We start from the raw sequence: 16,379 nt of genomic DNA on the forward strand, positions 1-16,379 counted from the left end.
TTGGGCAGGTCCAATTTTCAACGGATCGAATTATAGCACGCCCAATCGACAGTCGTTGATCTTGTGATTTTTGTTTCGCCCTGCGAAACTCAAAGCCCCAATTTTGTCGTAATTTCCGCTATTTGCCTGACGAGACGCTTGACCCACGTCACCGCGACCTCTAGTCATGCCTCAAATTCGCCACAAATAAACTCGGCCAAATCAGCGCCCTGCCCTTTTGGACAGAACCGCCCAACGGCCCCGCACGAAGAGCTTTGCCATGACCACCCCGCTGCGTGACGGTATTGAATTTTCGGTTTCGGCCCCAAGCCCCTTTGCCGCAGCCTCGCAGGTTCTGGCCTTGGCCGATGGGCGCTATGTGGTGGCTTGGGTCGAAGATGCGGTGCATCTGCAATTTTATGCGGCGGATGGGACACCCGAGGGCGAGGCCCTGACGCCGATGAATATTCCGGGTTCGACCGGGGCGCATTTGGCCTTGGCCGAGCTTGCCGATGGGCGGATCGTGGTGGTGACAGAGGCCCTGAGCAACAAGGGCGGCAGCGGCTGGGATATCTATGCGCAGATCCTGTCGTCCGAGGGCGACGCGCTGGGGGCCAGCCAGATTGTCAGCCAAGTCAGCAAGCACACGCAGTTTGACCCGACCGTCACGGCCAGCGCGGATGGTGGCTTTGTGGTGGCATGGGAAGATGCACGAAACCACGGCAACCAGTCGCCCTATGAAATCGTGAGCCGCAGCTTTGACTCGGCCGGTCAACCGTTGGGCAATGATATGCTGGTGCCGGTGAACAGCCAACGATATCAGGTCGATCCGGCCAGCACGCTTTTGGCGGATGGGCGGTTGTTTGTGGTCTGGATGGAAGACACCGGCGCCAATGACGATGGGGGGATCCGCGCAAGATTTATCGGGGTGGATGGGCAGCCCGTGGGGGCCGACCTTCGGATCAATTCGACGACGGACGGCGCGCAGTTTGATCCGGCGGTGACGACACTGGCCAATGGCAACATTCTTGTGACCTGGTCCGACAACAGCGGCCAGCGGGGCGCAGGTTCGGGCACCGATGTCGTGGCGCAAATCCTTTCGCCACAAGGAGAAAAGATCGGGGGCGAGATTCTGGTGAACGGGGCGTTTCTGGGCCAGCAAGGCGAGGCGGCTGTCAGCGCCCTGCCCGATGGTGGCTTTGTCATCGCCTGGCGTGACCAACAAACCGCCGAGGACGATGCCAGCGGCAGCGCGATCCGCGCGCAGGTATTCAACGCCGATGGCAGTGTCCGTGGCGAGGCGTTTCTGGTGAACAGCCTGACGGGTGGCGAGCAGTTGGATGTCAGCATTGCGGTGCTGGCCGATGGTCGGTTTGTGATCAGCTGGACCAGCACGGCGTCGGGCCAAGACGCGCAGATCAAGGCGCAAATGTTTGACCCCCGGCAAATGCCGGTCGAGCAGGTCGCAGGCGACGGCGGTGAAACCTTGGTGGGTGGCGCGGGCGACGATGTGCTGACGGGCGGGATGGGCAATGACAAGCTGGTCGGTGGCAGCGGTCTGGATACGCTGACGGGCGGCGAAGGTCATGACACCTATGTGGTGGACGGGCTTGGCGCACAGATCATCGAGGAAGACGATGAGGGCGTCGATGTGGTGCAGGTGACAGGTGCCCGTTACCGGATGGATGATAACATCGAGCAAGTGAAAATCCTAAACCGTGACGGGGCCTCGGTTAGCGGCAACGAGGACGGCAATCGGATCGAGGGTTCGATCGGGGACGATGCCCTGAACGGTGGGGCGGGCAACGACAGCCTTTTTGGCAACGAGGGGCATGACACGCTGATTGGTGGGGCGGGCAATGACCGCCTAGAGGGTGGCGAAGGCCGCAATCTGATGATCGGCGGTCTGGGGGATGATGTCTATTATGTGCGTTCGGCCGAGGATCGTGTCGTCGAGCAGGCCGGTCAAGGACGGGATGGCGTGGTCACAATCCTGAGCAGCCATGTCTTGGCTGCGGGGATCGAGGATCTGATCTATCGCGGTTTTGGCGAGTTTCAGGGAACCGGCAACGGGCTTTCCAACCTTTTGGCGGGCGGATCCCGGGCCGATGTTCTGGCGGGGCTGGCCGGGGCTGACAGGCTGGAGGGTGAAGACGGGGCAGACCGGCTTTTCGGTAGCTTGGGGCGCGACGTGCTGCTGGGCGGTCTTGGGGCCGATACGATGACGGGCGGCCAGGGCACGGATCGGTTTGTTTTCGCCAGCGCGGAAGAGGCAAATGGCGACACCATAACCGATTTCGGCCAAGGCGCTGATCGCATTGAGCTGGCATTCATGGCGGGCGGGCGGTTCTTGGGCGATGAGGATTTTACCGGCAAGGCCGGAGAATTGCGTTACGTGCAGTCATCTGGGCGACTGTCGGGAGACGTCGATGGGGATGGCCAAGCCGATTGGGTGTTGATCATCAGCAATCGGAGCGCATTGACTTTGGACGATTTCATTTTTTAAGCACGAACCAAAATACAAGGCAGACAGGCAAGAAACTGGCCGGGGTGGGAATACCCCGGCCCTTTTGTTTTGTTTCAGAAGGCGCGACAACCTTTCTATGACCTTTGTCTACATTATCGTTTGTGTATTTTTGTGATACGCAAGTCGCAGCGCATCGGGATTTGCGGTCTTGGGTGACACCAGATTCGGTGGATGGGGCCTGCGAGATAGCGAATGGCAGTCGCCTTGCGTGTATTTTCTTTCATTTCAATCCACCATAAAGCGATAGATGTTTAATATCAAATACTTACCTTAGCCTTTTTTCTGACTTAATTTTGCCGTTTATGCCCCAATTTTCGCGACTTCGCCCGCGACATCCGTTAAAATCAGGGCAACAAAACATCTTGCGATTGGAGGATTTTCGATGGCCAATTTTTACGGCACGGCGAACGGCGACAGCATCACCGGCACCAGCTATAGCGATCAAATCTACAGCTATGGCGGAAACGATACGATTAACGCCGGCAATGGAAACAATTGCATCGATGCGGGCGACGGAAACGATACGGTCACGTCGGGCACCGGACATGACCTGATCAAGGCTGGATCGGGCGACGATACGGTCAATTCCGGCGGCGGCACCGATGAAATCTATGGTGGCGACGGGCTGGATCTGATCAGCGGGACCGGCGCGACCTTTATCTACGGCGGCAACGGCAACGATACGATGACCGGCATGGTTGTTGAGGGGGGGGAAGGCAACGATCTTCTGATCCGCAACGCCTATACCGGCCCGGTCGAAGGGTGCTGGGATGGCACGCCCTATCTGTCCGGCGGCAATGGCAATGATACGCTGATCGGGGCGGGAACGGGTGAGTATCTTTATGGCGGTATGGGCGATGACCTGCTGAACACCAACGGCGGCAAGGGTTGGGCCAAGGGCGGCAAGGGCAATGACGGCTATATGCTGACCGCCAAAGGCATGAACATCTATGAGGCCGCGAATGAGGGCACCGACACGATCCTGTCGGAAGAGGTCAATATTGACCTGACGAAATATTCCAACATCGAAAATGCCACCCTGCTGGGCAACCTTAATCTGTGGGCTTTGGGCAATGGCGGGGCGAACCTGCTGATTGGCAATGCGGGGCAGCACACGCTGACCGGTGGGGCGGGGAATGATACGCTGAACGGTGGGACGGGTGTCGCGCTTCTGGACGGGGGGCTGGGCGACGACACGCTGACAGCCCAAGGGGCGGCCGATACGCTGACCGATCTGGACGGCAGCAACTTGCTGGACGCAGGCGGCGGCAATGACCTTCTGACCACGGGGGGGGGCAATGATACCCTGCGGGGTGGGGATGGCGACGACTCGATGAGCGGCGGTGATGGCAGCAACCTGTTTGAGGGCGGGACCGGCCACGACAGCATGACCGGCGGCAACGACACCGAAACCTTCTATGGGGGGGCCGGCAATGACCGGGCCATGGCCTTTGATGGCAATGACCTGTTCTATGGCGAGGATGGCGATGATTTTGTGGACGGCGGTGGGGGCAACGACACGCTTTATGGCGGGCAAGGCAACGACGACCTGCTGGGCCAGTATGGGAACGATCTGATTTACGGGCATGGCGGCAACGATCTGTTGGGCGGTCGTATCGGGAACGACACGCTTTACGGCGGCTATGGTGACGACAAATATTGGATCGGCCGTGGCAAGACGATTTGTGTCGAAGAGCGCAACCAAGGCACCGATATGGTGGACAGCGACAAAATCGACATTCGCGCCCAACAATATGTGAATATTGAGATTTTCCGGCTGATTGAAACCAAGAACCTGAACATTTTTGGTTCAACGCGGGGGGAAACCCTGCTGGGGAACGGGGCGATGAACCGGCTGGAGGGCGGCGGTGGCGGCGACCGGATCGAAGGGCGCGGTGGGGCAGACGTTTTTGTGTTCAAGAACGCAGGCCATACGAAAGGTGATGTGATCGTCGATTTCAACACGAAGGCAGACCATATCGAAATGCGGTTCATGAAAGGCGCCGATTTCATCGACGGGGCGCAGTTCAGCGGCGAGGGACGCGAAATTCGTTACAATCAGGCCAGCGGTCTTTTGCAGGGCGATGTAAATGGTGACGGCAAGGCGGATTGGTCGATCCAAATCCTGAACAAGGCTGATTTGGCGGCAAACGACTTTTTCCTATAGGGCGCTGTGCCGCCGAAATGGTGGCGGGAAACGGCCTTTTGGACTATGATCGCACCGGGGAGCCTTGGGCTTTCCGGTGTTTTCATTCAAGGCGGATTTGACATGGCAACGATTACGGGAAATGCGGGTGACAATGTTCTGAACGGTGGGATCGAAGACGATCTGCTGAAGGGCCTGGCGGGTAACGACACGCTGCGCGGTTTGGGCGGGGCGGACACCATGAACGGCGGCCTTGGCGATGATGTGTACATTGTGGCGGACAGCACGGATGTTATTCTCGATAGCGGCGGACATGACACGGTGCGCGTGGCCTTGGCGCTGTTCGATCTGAACAACTGGGCATCCATCGAAGATCTGGAGCTGACTTATACAGGCGGATCAATTCTTTACGGGAATTCCTTAAACAATCGCATCACCGGAAATCTGGGAATTGACTGGCTTTATGGCGGTGCAGGCCAAGATAGCCTGATCGGGATGGAGGGCCGGGATACCATGTATGGCGGTCTTGGTCAGGATCTGCTGGATGGCGGAACGCAGGATGACATTCTTTACGGCGGCGAAAGCGGGGATGTGCTGCGGGGTGGTCGCGGCAGCGATTCCCTTTACGGCAGCTTCTTTGGCGGCGACGGGCCGGATACGATTTATGGCGGCTTGGGGCATGACTACCTTTCTGGCGATCTCGGCAATGACCTGATCTATGGTGGCTCGGGCAACGACAATGGCGGCGGCGAAGAAGGCGATGACCGCTTCTATGGCGGCGGTGGCACGGACAGTTTCTATGGCTGGTCCGGAAACGACCGCATGTTCGGCGGTTCCGGCGACGATGACCTGGGCGGCAATGACGGCGACGACAGCATCGTCGGGGGGGCTGGCAACGACGAAATGCTGGGGGACACCGGAAATGACACGCTGACAGGGGATGAGGGCCACGATTCACTTTATGCAGGGGATGGGCGCGATCTTTTGAACGGCGGGGCGGGAAGCGATGTGCTGTCTTTGGGCACGGGTCAGGCCGAAAGAGCCTATGGCGGTGATGGCAACGATATCATCTATGGCGGCAATGGTCGGAAAGAGCTGTATGGCGGAAACGGCAATGACGAAATTCAGGCCGGGAATGGTCGTCAGGTTCTGGAAGGTGCGGGCGGGCAAGACCGGCTGATGGCGGGCGATGGACTAAACGTGCTGACGGGTGGCGTTGGGGAAGACAGCTTCCTGTTTCTGGCCGCCACTCACCCCGGAACGCCAGCAAACCCGGATCACATCACCGATTTCAACCATGCGGATGACACGATCTATCTGGGCACCTTCATGCTGGGTTTCAGCTTTATCGGCGGCAATGCCTTTTCGGGGGGCAGCGATGGGGGCAAGGAAATCCGCTATCAAAAGGCGCTGGGCCGTCTGACGGGGGATGTCGATGCCGATGGTGTGGCGGATTGGGCGATCATTCTGGACAACAAGGCCAATCTGAACGGCAGCGATCTACAAATCCTTATGGCCTAAAAATCCATCACCGCCCCTTGCGCCCTGCCCCGCCCCCGCATAGAACCGCGACGGTTTTCGGGGGCGGGACATGCCACTTCTGGTGATGAAATTCGGCGGCACATCGGTGGCCGACCTGGGGCGGATCGAAAATGCCGCCCGCAAAGTGCAGCGCGAGGTGGAGCGGGGCTATGACGTGATCGTCATCGTTTCGGCCATGTCGGGCAAGACGAACGAGCTGGTCGGCTGGGTTGAAGGCACGTCGAAGCTGTATGACGCACGCGAATATGATGCGGTTGTGTCTTCGGGCGAAAACGTGACGGCGGGGCTGATGGCGCTGCGCTTGCAGGAAATGGGCGTTCCGGCGCGGTCATGGCAGGGTTGGCAGGTGCCGATCAACACCACATCCGCCCATTCCAGCGCGCGTTTCGTGTCGATCCCGCGCGAGAATATGGACGCGAAATTCGCTGAAGGTTTCAAGGTGGCCGTCGTCGCGGGCTTCCAAGGGGTTTCGCCCGAGGGGCGGATCACCACGCTGGGCCGGGGTGGTTCGGACACGACCGCAGTGGCCTTTGCGGCGGCCTTTGGGGCGGAACGTTGCGACATCTATACCGATGTGGACGGTGTTTACACGACCGACCCGCGGATCACCGACAAGGCCCGCAAGCTGGACAAGATCGCGTTTGAGGAAATGCTGGAACTGGCCTCGCTGGGCGCCAAGGTTCTGCAAACCCGTTCGGTCGAACTGGCGATGCGCTATAAGGTGCGGCTGCGGGTGCTGTCCTCTTTTGAGGATACTGACGAAAATTCTGGAACGCTGGTCTGCGACGAGGATGAAATCATGGAATCGAAAGTCGTCTCGGGCGTGGCCTATAGCCGCGATGAAGCGAAAATGACGCTGGTCGGCGTGCAAGACCGCCCCGGCATCGCCGCCGCGATCTTTGGCCCCTTGGCCGAGGCGGGGGTGAACGTCGATATGATCGTGCAGAACATTTCGGAGATGGACCCGAACGGCCCGACCACCGACATGACCTTCTCTTGCCCGACCAACCAGGTCCTGAGGGCGCGCAAAGCCATTGAAGAGGCGAAGGCAGCAGGCACGATCAGCTATGCCGATCTGGTGGAAGATGCCGATGTCGCCAAGATTTCCGTGGTCGGAATTGGCATGCGCAGCCATGCAGGCGTGGCCGCGACGATGTTCAAGGCGCTCGCCGCTGAAAACGTGAACATCAAGGTGATCACGACCTCGGAAATCAAAATTTCTGTGCTGATCGACCGGAAATACATGGAACTGGCCGTGCAGGCCCTGCACGATACGTTTGACTTAGACAAAGTGGGCTAAGCCTTAAACACAGTTGTAACTATTACGCTGGCCTTCCTGAAAGGAAGGCCAGCTTTTTTATGCATTTCAGTCGCCAGTATACGGATCCGTCGCAGTTTTGTCCCAATCGCCCGGAATAAACCCTGCAAACGTTTCAGGGGGCTGTCCCCAAACCATGGAGATTGAGATGGCTTATATTGAAGGTTCGATCAGCAACGACAGTCTGGTTGGCACGAATGATGCCGACACCTTCTATGGCTATTTGGGTGACGATACGATCCAAGGCTTGGATGGGGCCGATTATGTTATTGCCGGGTCGGGTGCCGATTCTGTCCTTGGCGGGGCGGGCAATGACTACGTCAATGGCGACGAGGGGAATGATACGCTTTATGGCGAAGATGGCGACGACAGCCTTTATGGCGGCGCAGACCACGACCTGATCGACGGCGGCGCGGGCAATGACGAGATTTACAGTTCCGATGGCAACGACACGCTGACAGGCGGCGATGGCGTCGATACGCTCAGCAGCGGGGCTGGCGATGATCTACAATATGGTGGTGAAGGCGATGACAAGGTTTTCAGCGCCGAAGGTGCCGACAGCCTTTATGGCGGCAATGGCCACGACGAACTGCGCAGCGGAAACGACAATGATCTGATTGACGGCGGTTCGGGCAATGATCTGATCTATGGCGAGCTGGGCGATGACACCATCAGCGCGGGCGATGGCAATGACAACGTTGTCGCCGACAATGTCAATACGACTGGCGGAAATGACAGCATCGACGGTGGCGCGGGCAACGATACGCTGCGCGGGATGTATGGCGACGACACGATTCTCGGCGGTGAAGGGGATGACGTTCTGGAAGGCGACTACCCGGTCTCTTCCGAACTGGATGGCCGCGATCTGATCTATGGCGGCGATGGTCAGGACACGCTGAAAGGCTTTTCCGCAAATGACACGCTGTATGGCGGCGATGACAACGACAGTTTGGAGGGGGACGAGGGCAACGACAGCCTGTTTGGCGATGATGGTGATGACGCGCTTTATGGCGGCGATGGCTGGGACACGCTTTATGGCGGTGCGGGCAACGATTCACTTTACGGCGGAGCCGGCATCAACATCCTGAATGGCGGGGACGGCGATGATTTGTTGCAAGTGGGCAGCGACATCAGCCAGCTTACCGGCGAGGCGGGGAATGACACGCTGATCGGTGGCAGCGGCGACGACATTCTAAGCGGCGGCGCGGACAATGATTCCCTCAATGGGCAAAGTGGCAACGACCTTATTACGGCTGGCGAAGGGGATGACTCGGTCCATGCCGGGTTTGGCGATGACAGCCTCTATGGCGGCAACGGCAATGATGAACTGGATGGCCAGGGTGGCAATGACAGCATGACCGGCGACGGTGGCGCTGACGACCTTTTCGGCGGTGCGGGCCAGGACACGATGTCTGGCGGCGACGGGGCGGATTCCCTGCATGGCGGCGACGGCCACGACCTTATGTCGGGCGATCAGGGCGACGACACGCTTTTCGGGGCCTCGGGCAACGACACGCTGAACAGCGGTGGCGGCGTCGACTATATGGACGGCGGTGATGGCGATGACAGCCTGCTGGGCGAGGGTGGGCCCGCGACGCTTGTGGGCGGCAGTGGTGACGATACCGTTCAGGGCGGTGGTTTCAATGACTTTGTTTCGGGCAATGATGGCAGCGACCTTTTGTTCGGCGGCAATGGCGACGACGGGGTTTATGGCGGCACCGGGCAGGACAGCCTTTCGGGCGACAACGGCTTTGACACGCTGGACGGGCACGACGGCGACGACACGCTTTATGGCGGCGCTGGCAATGACTTGATCTATGGCGGCAACGACCATGACAGCCTGTATGGTGGTGAAGGGGCCGACAGCCTTCGGGGTGACGATGGCAACGACGCGCTGGACGGCGGTGACGGCAACGACACGCTGGAAGGTGGCGATGGCGCGGATACGCTGGTGGGTCAGGCTGGGGCCGATACTCTGGACAGCGGCAATGATGCCGACCTTCTTTATGGCGGCACTGACAATGACACGCTGAACGCGGGCGATGGCGACGACAGCCTGTTCGGCGGCGATGGCGATGACCGGCTGGACGGTGGCAGCGGCAATGACCAGATGGATGGTGGCAATGGAGCCGACAGTTATGTCGTGGACAGCGCCGACGATGCAGTCAGCGACAGCGGTACGGATGGCGCACGCGACACCATCGAAACGGCGATCAGCATCAATCTGGCGGATCACGTCGGCGTTGAGGACGTTCGGCTGCTGGGCAGCGGCAATGTTTCCGCTGTCGGCGATGAACAGTCCAACCAGCTTTATGGCAATCTGGGTAACCACACGCTGGATGGCGGGGCTGGCGATGATTTGCTTTTGGGCGGCGCAGGCCGTGCCACCCTGCTGGGCGGCGATGGCAAGGACGTGATCGAAGGGCAGGGCTTGGCCGACAGGCTGGACGGCGGCAATAGCAACGACAGTCTGACGGCCGGTGCGGGCGATGATGTCCTGCTGGGCGGCGCGGGGCGCGACACTCTGAAAGGCGGGGCCGATGATGACCGTCTGACGGGCGGCCTTGGGGCGGATCTGCAAAGCGGTGGCGCGGGCGAGGATGTCTTCCTGTTTGCGAGCAGTGCCGAGGCTAAGGGCGATCACATCACGGACTTTAAGCATGGGACGGATACGATCAACCTGCGTGCCTTTATGAAGGGGGGCGAATTCATCGGGGCCAGCGCCTTTAGCAAGGATCAGGATCAGGTGCGCTATGTAAAGGCGACCGGCCTGTTGCAGGGCGATGTGAATGGCGACGGCAAGGTGGATTGGACCATCACCATCGACAACAACGTGAAACTGACGGCGGATGATTTCCTGTTCTAGTCAACAGGGCCCCTGCCCGCTTCCCTTGGCGTTTCCCCCGTGATTTAACGGGGGAAACAAGACCAACGGGGACATGATGGCCGAACGCAGCGAAAGCGACAGCCGCAAGCTTTTGCGCAGGTTGCGCGATAGTCTGGCCATTTCGGGGGGCAGTCAGGACAGGCTGGACCGGATCACCCATCTGATCGCCGATTCGATGCGGTCCGAGGTCTGCTCGATCTATCTGTTCCGCGATGCGGAGACGCTGGAACTTTGCGCCACCGAAGGGCTGAAAAAGGAAGCCGTCCATAAAACGCGGATGCGGTTGGGCGAGGGTTTGGTGGGCCGAGTGGCCAAAACAGCGACCCCCGTCAACACTGGCAATGCGCCGGGCGAAAAGGGTTTCCGCTTCATGCCGGAAACCGGGGAAGAGATTTTCTCCAGCTTTCTGGGCGTGCCGATCCAGCGGGTTGGCGAACGGCTGGGCGTGCTGGTTGTCCAGTCGAAACAGGCGCGCGAATTTTCGGATGACGAGGTTTACGCGCTGGAAGTCGTGGCGATGGTTCTGGCCGAGATGACCGAACTGGGGGCCTTTGCGACCGAGGGCGAAGGGCCATCGGCCATGCATCGCCGCCCGGTGATGATGCGCGGCGGCACGGGGCAGGAAGGTTCCGCCGAAGGCCATGTCTGGCTGCACGAGGCGCGGGTGGTGGTGACGAATCCGGTGGCGGATGACCCCCTGACCGAAATCGAACGCATCCGCGAGGCGGTGGCGCAATTGCGCGTCTCGGTCGATGATCTTTTGGCCGCTGAAAGTCTGGACAAGGACCAGAAGCAGGTGCTGGAGGCTTACCGCATGTTCGCCCAGTCGCGCGGCTGGTTGCGGCGGATGGAGGAAGACATCCAGAACGGCCTTTCCGCCGAAGCCGCGGTGGAAAAGGAACAATCCAGCGCCCGTGCACGGCTGGAACAGGTGGCCGACCCTTACTTGCGCGAACGGCTGCATGATCTGGACGATCTGTCGAACCGCCTGCTGCGCATTCTGACCGGGCAAGGCAGCGACACCGGCGCGCAGATGCCCGACAATCCGGTTCTGGTCGCCCGCAACATCGGACCTGCCGAGTTGCTGGATTATGGGCGCAAGCTGAAAGGTGTGGTGCTCGAGGAAGGCTCCGTCGGCAGCCATGCGGCGATTGTGGCGCGGGCTTTGGCGATTCCGCTGGTGATCCATGCCGCAAGGATCACGACCGAGGCATTGAACGGCGATCATATTCTGGTCGATGGCGATCAGGGCATCGTGCATCTGCGGCCCGAGGAAACGGTGGCCCGCGCCTTCCGCGACAAGATTGCGATGCAAGCCAAGGCGCAGGAGCGTTACGCGGGCCTGCGCGACCTGCCCGCGCAATCGACCTGCGGCACGGTGACGCATCTGATGATGAACGCAGGGCTGATGGCCGATCTGCCCAGCCTTGCGGGGTCCGGGGCCGAGGGTGTGGGCCTGTTCCGCACCGAATTGCAATTCCTCGTGCGCAACCACATGCCGAAACGCGATGAACTGGCCGCGCTTTATGCCCGCGTGATGGACGCCGCCCAGGGCAAGCGCGTGGCCTTTCGCACGCTGGACATCGGGTCGGACAAGGTTCTGCCCTATATGAAGCCGCAGGACGAACCGAACCCCGCCATGGGCTGGCGCGCGATCCGCGTGGGTTTGGACAAGCCGGGCATCCTGCGGATGCAGGCGCAAGCGCTGATCCGGGCAGCGAACGGGCGGCATCTGACGGTGATGTTCCCCTTTATTTCCGAACTGTCGGAATTCCGGCAAGCACGGGCCATTGTCGATCAGCAGATCGAAAGGGAAATGGCCCTAGGCCATCCGGTGCCTGCCACGCTGGAGATTGGGGCGATGCTGGAAACGCCGTCCTTGGCCTTTGCGCCCAAGGCCTTCTTTGACGAGGTGGATTTCATTTCGATCGGCGGCAATGATCTGAAACAGTTCTTCTTTGCGGCGGACCGGGAAAATGAACGGGTGCGGCGGCGCTATGATGTGCTGAACAGCAGCTTTCTGACATTCTTGGGCAAGGTGGTGAAACGCTGCGAGGAAAGCCAAGTTTCGCTGTCTTTCTGCGGTGAGGATGCAGGCCGCCCGGTGGAGGCTTTGGCCTTTGCCGCCTTGGGCATAAAGGGTCTGTCAATGCGCCCAGCCTCGGTCGGGCCTGTCAAGGCTTTGCTGCGGCAGATCAATCTGGTCGAGGCGCGTGGGGTGATTGAAGCTGCGATGGACGCCGGGGCCGAAAGCGTGCGGCCTGCGCTGATGGACTGGCTGTCAGGTCAGCCCGTCTAGGCCTTGCTGATCGACAGGGTGCCGGTGGCACGCTGGAAGTCTTGCAAGACGCGCTCCGCGCCGTGCTGTTCGGCCAGCCGCAGCAGCGCAAAGCGGATATGGGCCAGTTCGCGGTAATAGTTCAGGAAAGCGGTGTTCAGCGCCGCCCCTGTCACCGCGCCGATCACGGGCACAGCTTGGGCGGCCAGTTTCTGGCCAAAGGCGGCGGCCAGCCGCGGGGTGACGGCAGCGATGATGTTCTGCACCGTGCCGCCGGACAGGGCGAGCCTTGCGCCCAGATAGGCGCTGTTCACACCATCATCGGCCGCGAGCGGGCTGCCCGCCGAAAACACGCGCAGACATTCGGCGCGGATGGCGGGATCGTCGGGGTCAAAACCCTGCGCCTCGGCGGCACGGCGGATGGCGTGCAAGATCAGCGTCACGCTGACCGGAATTTCCGGCAGGGCCGTGACCCAGCCCCCCGCGCCGCCAATAGCCCCTGAAAGGGCCGCAAGGGCGGGCGCGGCCTTTGGCCCCAAGTTGGGCGCATGACGCCCCGCCGAGGCCACGCGATGGGCCTGTTCCAAGGCGCCGGCCACCAGCGTCTCAACCTGTTTGCGGGCACCTTCGGGCAGGACAGCCAACTGCTTTTCCACCGCATTGCCCATGCGCCCGACCAGCCGCATCATCGGGCCATTCGCCCGGCGGTAACGCTGCGCCAGCCCTTCGATTTCAAGGGCGGGGTCATAGTGATGGGCGGGCAAGGCAAGATGTGTCTGGTCCATGAGGGAAAGATGGGAACCCCCTGCCCCTGCACAAGATCAGGCCGTTGAAAATTGGGTCAGTCTTGCGCTTTGGTCACAGCACCCGTGACGCTATCCCAGGCGCCGGGGGCCAGTGCAAAGCCCAATATCCGATCCGGGTTGGTCGGCGGCGGCATCTCGACCCCCGTCAGTTTGCGAAAGCCAAAGCGGCTGTAATAGGGGGCATCGCCCACCAGCATCACCCTTTGCCAGCCCAAGCGCCGCGCCTCACCCAAACTTTCGCGGATCAACAGGCCACCCAAGCCTTCGCCCTGTCGGGTCGGGTGCACCGCCACCGGGCCCAGCAGCAGTGTTTTCTGCCCGCCCACCAGCACCGGCCAAAACCGGATCGCCGCAGCCAAAGTGCCGGTTTCATCGCGCAGGACCAGACAAAGTTCGGTGACGGTGGGCACACCATCGCGCAGTCGATAGGACGACAAAGCGGTTCGGCCCGGTGCAAAGCACAGGTCCATCAGCGCCTCGACCTCCCACCAGTCGGCCTCGGTTTCTTCTTCCAGCTGATACAAACGGGCCCCCATCAGAATCGGGTGGAGGTTCGGGTAACATGGGCGTAACCCTTGGGCAAACCGAAAGGAACGCGCATGTTCTATCGCCCCGAGGATGGCCACGGCCTGCCCCGCAACCCGTTCACCGCCATCGTCGCCCCGCGGCCTATTGGCTGGATTTCGACGCGCGGCAGCATCGGCGCAAACCTAGCCCCCTATTCGTTTTTCAACGCTGTCGCCTATGAGCCGCCGCAGGTGATGTTCGCCTCGACCGGGGCCAAGGACAGCTGGCGGAACATCCGCGAGACGGGTGTTTTTTGCGTGAACATCGTGGGTGAAGACCAGTTTCACGCGATGAGCGAAACCTCGGCCTCGGTCGCGCCCGAGGTGGATGAATTTGCTTTAGCCCATGTCGCAATGGCGGAATGCCAAGCAATTGCCTGCCCGCGCGTTGCAGATGCGCCTGCGGCGCTGGAATGCCGAATGACGCAGATCATCGAATTGGCGGGCAAGAACAACTTTCTGATCCTGGGCCAGGTGGTGGGCGTGCATCTGCGGGACGACTGCCTGAGCGACGGGCGGCTGGACGCGCGGAAATACCGGCCCGTGGCGCGGATGGGTTACATGGATTACGCCGTGATCCGCGATCTGGTGGAACTGCCCCGCCCGGATGAGCGTTGATAGCCCGTAACACGGCCTAAACCGGGGTCTGTCATTGCATAGCAATGGCCTTGCGCCCAGATCGGTGGCCAAAGAAGTTAACGAAGGACCAAGACGATGGCAAAGTTTCGCACCTATGATCGGTATGTCATGCACGAGGTGAATTTCCGGCAGGACTATCTGGACGCCGAAAGTTTTACCGTGGGCAGAAAGGGCTATAGCGCCGCACCTCTGGATCAGTATTACGAAGATGCGCTGACGCTCAACTATGGCGGCACTTACAAGCTGCGCGATGTCTATTATGGCGACAACATCACGACCAGCGGCGGGGCCATCACCGGCGGCACGCTGGGTGCGATGGTGTCGTATTTCAACGACGGTTCGCTAAAGTATTCGGCGGCTTTGACCGGCGCGAACTTCTCCGCTGTGGCGTTTTACAATGCGATGAAGACGAGCGGCACCGGGGATGATCATCAAGTGCTGACCAGCATCTATCGCGGCAATGATCAGGTGATCCTGTCGCGCTATGCTGACTACTTCGACGCTAAGGCCGGGGCTGATTTGTTGAACGGCGGTGACGGAAACGATACCTTGTTGGGAAATTCTGGCAATGACACGCTGAAGGGTGGGGCAGGCAACGACTGGATCGCAGGCGGTTCCGGCAATGACCGCGTTGTCGGCGGTGGAGGCGCAGATCGGTTCGTGTTCACAAACAACGGCGACCGTGACACGATCAGCGGCTGGCAGGACGGCAGCGACAAGATTGAGATTCAGGGCTACGACGGAAATATAACGAAAAAGCAAGTTGGTGCGGATACGCATCTGACCTTTGGCAGCACAAAAATCGTGTTGCTGAACACCGATTCCGATGTGATCGGCAGCTCTGATTTCATCTTTAACTGACGCAAGCGACGGGCCGATGGCCCATCCTACGCGGCCAAAGCGACGGGTTCGGGGGTGAAGGTTTCGATCTTTACACCCGAACCTTCAAAAGTGCAGAAACTGCCGGCTGGCACCGCCTCCCACCCACATTCATCGGCGTCCAGCGGTTCAGAGACCACCGCCCTGCCCTGACGACTGTCGGACCAGCGGTGATAAAGCGTGGGCGCATTTTCATCGGTGGCATAGCGCACGGCGTAAAGCCTTTCGCCATCGGCCAAGGCCGCCGTCAGCCGCAGATGTGGTGTGGTGCCCTTGGCGCGGGACAGGGCGATGAACTGCGCCGCAGCCCGTTCCAGCGCGGCGCGCGGGTCGGCGTCCAAACCTTGGGCCAACGCCAGAAGGAACAAAGCCTCACTGTCCGTCGCCCCTTTGCGTTGGGCATAAAGATGGTCCGGAATGGCCATATCGGCATCGCGGCGGAACCCGTCATATCCCCCCGCCTGCCCGTTGTGCATGAAAGCCCAACGCCCCGCAGTGAAGGGATGGCAATTGTTCCGGCTGGTGGCCGTGCCGGTTGAGGCGCGGACATGCGCCAGAAACAGATGCGATTTGACCTGCGCCGTCAGGCTGCGCAGGTTGGGGTCAGACCAAGCGGGCAAGACATCGCGGAAAAGCCCGGGTTCGGGCCTTTCACCATACCACGCCACCCCAAACCCATCGGCGTTGGTGGCGGTATGGCATTGCGTGGCGCAATGGCTTTGATGGATCAGCGAATGGCTGGGGCTGCTGACCACATCCTCAAGAAAAATCGCTTGCCCGATATAGGCGGCCCATCTGCACATCAGACCGCA

General features: G+C 60.4%; 11 protein-coding genes. 8 read left to right on the plus strand and 3 right to left on the minus strand.

The features are described 5' to 3' along the window. Positions 1–259: 259 nt before the first annotated feature. The 6 genes from IE095_RS18530 (at position 260) to ptsP (ending at position 12,698) form a co-directional block, all read left to right on the plus strand. The gene (locus IE095_RS18530; protein ID WP_189409716.1) at positions 260–2,485 is read left to right on the plus strand and encodes a calcium-binding protein; all 2,226 of its coding nucleotides are present in this window, start codon (positions 260–262) and stop codon (positions 2,483–2,485) included. A 403-nt stretch (positions 2,486–2,888) separates the two neighbouring features. Next, positions 2,889–4,673, plus strand: coding sequence for a calcium-binding protein (locus tag IE095_RS01545; RefSeq protein WP_189409718.1), 1,785 nt, complete (start codon positions 2,889–2,891; stop codon positions 4,671–4,673). Between the two features lie 102 nt (positions 4,674–4,775). Then, positions 4,776–6,173 (plus strand): calcium-binding protein, encoded by a 1,398-nt coding sequence (locus tag IE095_RS01550; RefSeq protein WP_189409720.1) that lies wholly within the window; start codon positions 4,776–4,778, stop codon positions 6,171–6,173. Positions 6,174–6,243: 70 nt separating this feature from the next. Further along, the gene (locus tag IE095_RS01555) at positions 6,244–7,494 is read left to right on the plus strand and encodes an aspartate kinase (RefSeq protein ID WP_189409722.1); all 1,251 of its coding nucleotides are present in this window, start codon (positions 6,244–6,246) and stop codon (positions 7,492–7,494) included. Between the two features lie 166 nt (positions 7,495–7,660). Then, positions 7,661–10,378, plus strand: coding sequence for a calcium-binding protein (locus IE095_RS01560; RefSeq protein ID WP_189409724.1), 2,718 nt, complete (start codon positions 7,661–7,663; stop codon positions 10,376–10,378). Between the two features lie 76 nt (positions 10,379–10,454). After that, entirely contained in the window at positions 10,455–12,698 is a 2,244-nt protein-coding gene (gene ptsP / locus IE095_RS01565; protein ID WP_189409726.1) for a phosphoenolpyruvate--protein phosphotransferase, read from the plus strand. Here the strand turns inward: ptsP and IE095_RS01570 are convergent. Both IE095_RS01570 and IE095_RS01575 read right to left on the minus strand, forming a co-directional pair. Beyond that, positions 12,695–13,462, minus strand: a complete 768-nt coding sequence (locus IE095_RS01570; protein ID WP_189409728.1) for an EcsC family protein — start codon at positions 13,460–13,462, stop codon at positions 12,695–12,697. The two genes, ptsP and IE095_RS01570, sit on opposite strands and share 4 nt — an antisense overlap. A 56-nt stretch (positions 13,463–13,518) precedes the next feature. Next, positions 13,519–14,007 (minus strand): GNAT family N-acetyltransferase, encoded by a 489-nt coding sequence (locus IE095_RS01575; RefSeq protein WP_189409729.1) that lies wholly within the window; start codon positions 14,005–14,007, stop codon positions 13,519–13,521. A gap of 75 nt (positions 14,008–14,082) precedes the next feature. Here IE095_RS01575 and IE095_RS01580 point away from each other — a divergent pair, with 75 nt between their 5' ends. Then, positions 14,083–14,667, plus strand: a complete 585-nt coding sequence (locus tag IE095_RS01580; protein WP_189409731.1) for a flavin reductase family protein — start codon at positions 14,083–14,085, stop codon at positions 14,665–14,667. Between the two features lie 96 nt (positions 14,668–14,763). Further along, positions 14,764–15,549: a calcium-binding protein gene (locus IE095_RS18535; RefSeq protein ID WP_189409733.1), complete on the plus strand. Its 786-nt coding sequence runs from the start codon at positions 14,764–14,766 to the stop codon at positions 15,547–15,549. A 26-nt stretch (positions 15,550–15,575) separates the two neighbouring features. Here IE095_RS18535 and IE095_RS01590 read toward each other — a convergent pair whose 3' ends face one another. Further along, positions 15,576–16,370, minus strand: coding sequence for a class II glutamine amidotransferase (locus IE095_RS01590; RefSeq protein WP_189409735.1), 795 nt, complete (start codon positions 16,368–16,370; stop codon positions 15,576–15,578). Between the last annotated feature and the right edge of the window lie 9 nt (positions 16,371–16,379).

Origin of the sequence: Neogemmobacter tilapiae (assembly GCF_014652215.1) — a bacterium.
Lineage (GTDB): Bacteria > Pseudomonadota > Alphaproteobacteria > Rhodobacterales > Rhodobacteraceae > Neogemmobacter > Neogemmobacter tilapiae.

Bases quoted from the DNA above. Each gene is read 5' to 3' on its own strand.
- IE095_RS01550 (WP_189409720.1), top strand. From the start codon at position 4,776: ATGGCAACGATTACGGGAAATGCGGGTGACAATGTTCTGAACGGTGGG.
- ptsP (WP_189409726.1), top strand. From the start codon at position 10,455: ATGGCCGAACGCAGCGAAAGCGACAGCCGCAAGCTTTTGCGCAGGTTG.
- IE095_RS01545 (WP_189409718.1), top strand. From the start codon at position 2,889: ATGGCCAATTTTTACGGCACGGCGAACGGCGACAGCATCACCGGCACC.
- IE095_RS18535 (WP_189409733.1), top strand. From the start codon at position 14,764: ATGGCAAAGTTTCGCACCTATGATCGGTATGTCATGCACGAGGTGAAT.
- IE095_RS01590 (WP_189409735.1), bottom strand. From the start codon at position 16,370: ATGTGCAGATGGGCCGCCTATATCGGGCAAGCGATTTTTCTTGAGGAT.
- IE095_RS01555 (WP_189409722.1), top strand. From the start codon at position 6,244: ATGCCACTTCTGGTGATGAAATTCGGCGGCACATCGGTGGCCGACCTG.
- IE095_RS01580 (WP_189409731.1), top strand. From the start codon at position 14,083: ATGTTCTATCGCCCCGAGGATGGCCACGGCCTGCCCCGCAACCCGTTC.
- IE095_RS18530 (WP_189409716.1), top strand. From the start codon at position 260: ATGACCACCCCGCTGCGTGACGGTATTGAATTTTCGGTTTCGGCCCCA.
- IE095_RS01570 (WP_189409728.1), bottom strand. From the start codon at position 13,462: ATGGACCAGACACATCTTGCCTTGCCCGCCCATCACTATGACCCCGCC.
- IE095_RS01560 (WP_189409724.1), top strand. From the start codon at position 7,661: ATGGCTTATATTGAAGGTTCGATCAGCAACGACAGTCTGGTTGGCACG.